Origin of the sequence: Halobacillus sp. BBL2006 (assembly GCF_000786645.1) — a bacterium.
In the GTDB taxonomy this organism is placed as follows: Bacteria; Bacillota; Bacilli; order Bacillales; family Halobacillaceae; genus Halobacillus.
Genome location: NZ_JRNX01000430.1, coordinates 1 through 5,094, shown reverse-complemented (window position 1 = coordinate 5,094; position 5,094 = coordinate 1). Strand labels below are relative to the sequence as shown.

Sequence of the window (5,094 nt, the reverse complement as noted above, 5' to 3'; positions counted from 1 at the left end):
ATGAAGGAGAGCAGTTCCTCGGAATCATCAGAGTCAGAGGAATCTAAGGAAGCTCCTGGTGGAATGGACGGCATCAAGCAAATATTCAAGCACCTTTTCCCTAATCGGGAGGATTCTTATGCTCAAATGAAAATGTATATTGCCCAGGAGGATGAAACGCTGGAGTCGATCGCTGCAAAATATGAAGTATCGATCAAACAGCTGGAGCGGGTCAATGAGTACCGTGGGGATGTATCTCCTGGACAGATCGTCTATATCCCTAACTAGAACCATTTGTATTTAAAAGCGATGAACACTCCTATGATAATACCTAATAGAAAGATATCAAACGTTGTAGGCCAGAAGATTGTTCTCAATGCTTGAAAGATCATAATGGGAAGCAAGGCTGTTTCAATGACGATCAGCCATGTTCGGCACCATGGTGGTAATCGATAACGGTAAAAGCGGCTCAATTGCTTCACCTCCTTTTTTGTTGTGTGGATGCCTATTTTTTATAAACAGTTGACTAAAATAGATATTTCTATATACAATATGTATTAGGATGTTTATACGTGAAATGCCGTGACGGGGAATAGTACATGAACATTTCCTTCAGAGAGGAAAACGAACGCTGAGAGTTTTCCAGGAACCCTGTTGATGGAAGTCGCCCTTGATGCAGCTTCTTTGAATATGAGTAGGAGAAGCCGGTTAGAAGCCGTTATTTTAGTCGAGTGTACAGGAGGAGTATATCCTGTAAATTAAGGTGGTACCACGGAAATCAATCCCTTTCGTCCTTTATCTAGGACGAAAGGGATTTTTTATTTTTTAGAAAAAGAACATAAAAGGAGGAAGATCGAAATGGAACAAAAAGATCTTTCAATGCCCACAAAATACGATCCAGCCGCAATTGAAAAAGACCGGTATCAGTATTGGGTAGACGGTAAATTTTTTGAAGCGACTGGAGACAAAGATAAAGACCCTTATACGATTGTCATTCCCCCGCCGAACGTGACAGGGAAACTGCACTTAGGTCACGCATGGGATACAACATTACAAGATATTTTGACCCGCGTGAAGCGTATGCAGGGCTATGATGTATTGTGGCTTCCTGGTATGGACCATGCAGGAATTGCTACGCAAGCGAAGGTGGATGCCAAGCTCCGTGAATCAGGAGTAAACCGTCATGACCTTGGGCGCGAGAAGTTTCTGGAGAAATCCTGGGAGTGGAAAGATGAGTATGCGAAGTTCATTCGAACCCAGTGGGAAAAGCTTGGTCTAGGGTTAGATTATTCCCGCGAACGTTTCACTCTTGATGAAGGGTTATCTGAAGCGGTCAAAGAGGTTTTCGTAAAACTTTACGAAAAAGGGCTGATTTACCGTGGTGAATATATCATCAACTGGGACCCGCAAACCAAGACCGCTCTTTCTGATATCGAGGTGGAGTACAAGGATGTTCAAGGAGCATTCTATCACATGCGTTATCCACTGAAAGATGAAGAAGAAACCATCGAAATTGCGACCACACGACCAGAGACGATGTTAGGTGATACAGCTATCGCCGTTCACCCTGAAGATGATCGTTACAAGCATCTGATTGGTAAAAAAGCCATTCTGCCGATCGTGGGGCGTGAAATTGAGATCGTAGCTGACGATTATGTTGATATGGAATTTGGATCTGGAGCTGTTAAAATTACTCCCGCTCACGATCCGAATGACTTTGAGATTGGGAATCGTCACAACTTAGAGCGTGTGCTTGTAATGAATGAAGACGGCAGCATGAATGAAAATGCAGGCAAATATAAAGGGATGGACCGTTTTGAATGCCGTAAGCAAATCGTTAAGGATCTACAAGAGCAAGGCGTCTTGTTCGAAATTGAAGAGCATCAACACTCCGTTGGTCATTCCGAGAGAAGCGGGGCCGTTGTCGAACCGTATTTGTCCACTCAATGGTTTGTGGACATGAAACCACTGGCAGACGCATCTGTTGACCTTCAAAAAGGCGATGATAAAGTTCACTTTGTGCCGGATCGATTCGAGAAACCGTACTTACATTGGATGGAAAACACGCGTGACTGGTGTATTTCTCGTCAGCTATGGTGGGGACACCGTATTCCAGCCTGGTACCATAAAGAAACAGGAGAAATCTATGTAGGAAAAGAAGAACCGAAAGATAAAGAAAACTGGACCCAGGATGAAGATGTATTGGATACGTGGTTTTCTTCCGCTCTTTGGCCGTTTTCTACAATGGGCTGGCCCGATGAGAAAAGTGAAGACTTTCAGCGCTTCTTCCCGACCAATGTACTCGTAACCGGTTATGACATTATCGGTTTTTGGGTAAGCCGAATGATCTTCCAATCCCTTGAATTTACCGGCCATCGTCCATTCGAAGACGTTCTTATTCATGGACTAGTACGTGATGCAGATGGTCGTAAAATGAGTAAGTCCCTTGGGAATGGTGTCGATCCGATGGATGTCATCGATAAGTACGGAGCGGATTCCCTGCGTTACTTCTTATCGACTGGTTCCTCTCCAGGTCAGGATTTACGTTTCCACTGGGAGAAAGTAGAATCAACGTGGAACTTTGCGAACAAGATTTGGAACGCATCCCGTTTTGCTCTTATGAATATGGGTGATCTGAAATACGAAGATATCGATTTGAGCGGCGAAAAATCTGTAGCCGATCAGTGGATTCTTACTCGCCTGAATCAAACCATCGAGCAAGTAACCCAAAATATCGATAAGTATGAATTTGGTGAAGCAGGTCGCCACTTGTACAACTTTATTTGGGATGATTTCTGTGACTGGTATATTGAAATGGCGAAACTTCCACTGTATGGAGAAGATGAAGCACGTATCCTTACAACTCGCTCGATCCTAGCTTATACGTTGGATCAAACGATGCGTATGCTTCACCCGTTTATGCCTTTCATTACAGAAGAAATCTGGCAGCACCTTCCTCATGATGGGGAGTCTATTACACAGGCTTCATGGCCGAACGTTCATGATGAATTCCATAACGAACAAGCTGTAAATGAAATGGATCGACTCGTATCTATTATCCGTTCTGTACGTAATATTCGTGCTGAGGTAGATACGCCGATGTCTAAACAAATTCAATTGATGATTCAAGCGAAGGATGAAGAGGTCGTTCAAGAACTAGAAAAGAATCGTGATTACCTTGAGCGATTCTGTAACCCTAGTGAATTGACGATTTCTACAGACCTTCAAGCCCCTGAAAAAGCGATGTCAGCGGTTGTTACGGGAGCAGAACTTTATCTTCCACTGGCCGGTTTGATCAACATTGAAGATGAGATCAAACGCTTAGAGCAAGATTGGAAAAAGTGGGATAAAGAAGTGGAACGTGTTCAGAAGAAACTTGCAAATGAAGGCTTTGTCAGTAAAGCTCCTGACCATGTCGTTGAAGAAGAGCGTAAGAAAGAAACAGATTATTTAGATAAGCGTGCCAAAGTAGAAGCCCGCATTGAAGAATTAAAAGCATAAGAGACGAGGGAGAGTATTCATTATGGGTACTCTCCCGTTTTTGAAGCGAGGGATGCAGCATGACAAACTATGAAGAAGCGATCGATTGGATCCATTCAAGAGAAAAGTTTAAAGTGAAACCTGGTTTAAAGCGGATGGAATGGATGATGAGCCGGCTCGATCATCCAGAAGAACAACTGAAGGCCATTCATATCGCTGGAACGAATGGGAAAGGGTCAACGGTATCCTTTCTTAGAAATCTCCTACAAACTCAAGGCTATCAAGTCGGTACCTTTACATCGCCTTATATTGTAAGGTTCAACGAACGAATTAGTATCAATGGTCACCCCATTGAAGATGAGGAATTAGCGGTGCTGGTGGAGGAATTGAAGCCTTTGTCTGAAGAGCTTGCCAGAACTTCATTGGGAGAACCGACTGAATTTGAAGTGATTACTGCGATGGCCATGATGTATTTTTCGAGGCAGAAGCTTGATTTTGTTGTTTTTGAGACAGGGCTCGGAGGACGGTACGATTCAACCAATATCATCAATCCTCTTCTGAGTATCATTACGAATATCGGCCGTGATCATATCAATATCTTAGGATCAACAATCGGGCAAATTGCTGAAGAGAAAGCGGGAATCATCAAGCGCGGAAAACCTGTTATATGTGGTGCCAAACAACCTGAAGCACTAAGCGTTATTAGAAATCAGGCGTCTGTGCAGCAGGCTGAATTATCCATCCTTGATCAAGACTTTTTTGTAGAACATATTGAGAGTGTAGCTTCAGGCGAAAGGTTTGTCTTTCATAATAAAACTTACCGATCAACAGAATTTGTCAGCAGGATGAAAGGTAGGCATCAAGTAGAAAATGCTTCCCTGGCCATTCAAGTGATGGAGTATTTAAATTCAGAAGGGTTAGACGTAGATCGATCCAAATATAGCAGCGGCTTATTGAAAACTTCATGGCCAGCCCGTTTTGAAACGGTACGTCTCCAACCTTTAACCATTATTGATGGAGCTCACAATGAAGAAGGTACGGTTGCATTAGTTGATACAATGAAAAGACATTATAAAGGAAAAAAGGTGCATTTAGTTTACGCTGCTTTAGAAGATAAACCGGTCGAAAAAATGTTGTTGAAGCTTTCTGAAGTGGTGGATCAGGCTTACTTTACGACCTTTGATTTTCCGCGCGCGGTCCCTGCTGAGGTTTTAGTAGAACTATCTCCAATATCTAAGCAAACCGCTATAGAAGATTATAAGGAAGCTGTGGATGCGGCGACAAAAAATCTTGAGAAAGACGGAATCGTATTGATTACCGGTTCCCTGTATTTCATTTCCGAAATAAGGAAATATTTTGAATAAACAAACCGGGTATGGTACATTTTAGTTATCTGAAAATTCTATCATGAGCGTGTTTGATGGAACCCTTGAAAAGAAGCGAGGTGCAAGAATGACAAAGCAAAAAAAGATCGCTGTATGGATGGCTTGGCTCATCTTATGGCCGAGCAGCCTGTTTGTTCTTTACCAAACTCTTGAGCCGACAATTGCCGGAAATGGGTTGGAAATTTCAGCATTCATCATTCTTGCATCCATTGTAGCTCTTTTTCCATTGCAAGTAGGTGACAACCCCGTG

General features: G+C 42.9%; 5 protein-coding genes and 1 other annotated feature. Of the genes, 4 read left to right on the top strand and 1 reads right to left on the bottom strand.

The window, feature by feature from the left end; genetic code table 11:
- The coding region (locus LD39_RS12920) for a LysM peptidoglycan-binding domain-containing protein (RefSeq protein ID WP_035547433.1) at window positions 1-267 on the top strand (267 nt) is incomplete at its 5' end.
- Here LD39_RS12920 and LD39_RS12915 read toward each other — a convergent pair.
- Entirely contained in the window at window positions 264-461 is a 198-nt protein-coding gene (locus LD39_RS12915; protein WP_369793240.1) for a hypothetical protein, read from the bottom strand. The genes LD39_RS12920 and LD39_RS12915 overlap by 4 nt on opposite strands.
- Before the next feature lie 91 nt (window positions 462-552).
- Window positions 553-778: a binding site (T-box leader), on the top strand.
- A gap of 59 nt (window positions 779-837) precedes the next feature.
- Between LD39_RS12915 and LD39_RS12910 the strand changes: the two genes are divergently transcribed.
- From LD39_RS12910 to LD39_RS12900, 3 genes are all read left to right on the top strand, one after another.
- Window positions 838-3,480 (top strand): valine--tRNA ligase, encoded by a 2,643-nt coding sequence (locus LD39_RS12910; protein ID WP_035547427.1) that lies wholly within the window; start codon window positions 838-840, stop codon window positions 3,478-3,480.
- Window positions 3,481-3,539: 59 nt separating this feature from the next.
- The gene (locus LD39_RS12905) at window positions 3,540-4,823 is read left to right on the top strand and encodes a folylpolyglutamate synthase/dihydrofolate synthase family protein (protein WP_035547424.1); all 1,284 of its coding nucleotides are present in this window, start codon (window positions 3,540-3,542) and stop codon (window positions 4,821-4,823) included.
- 88 nt (window positions 4,824-4,911) lie between these two features.
- A partial coding sequence (locus LD39_RS12900) for a hypothetical protein (protein ID WP_156112640.1) occupies window positions 4,912-5,094 on the top strand: 183 nt, incomplete at its 3' end.

Excerpts from the sequence above, each read along its gene's own strand:
- LD39_RS12910 (WP_035547427.1), top strand. The coding sequence starts at position 838 with ATGGAACAAAAAGATCTTTCAATGCCCACAAAATACGATCCAGCCGCA.
- LD39_RS12905 (WP_035547424.1), top strand. The coding sequence starts at position 3,540 with ATGACAAACTATGAAGAAGCGATCGATTGGATCCATTCAAGAGAAAAG.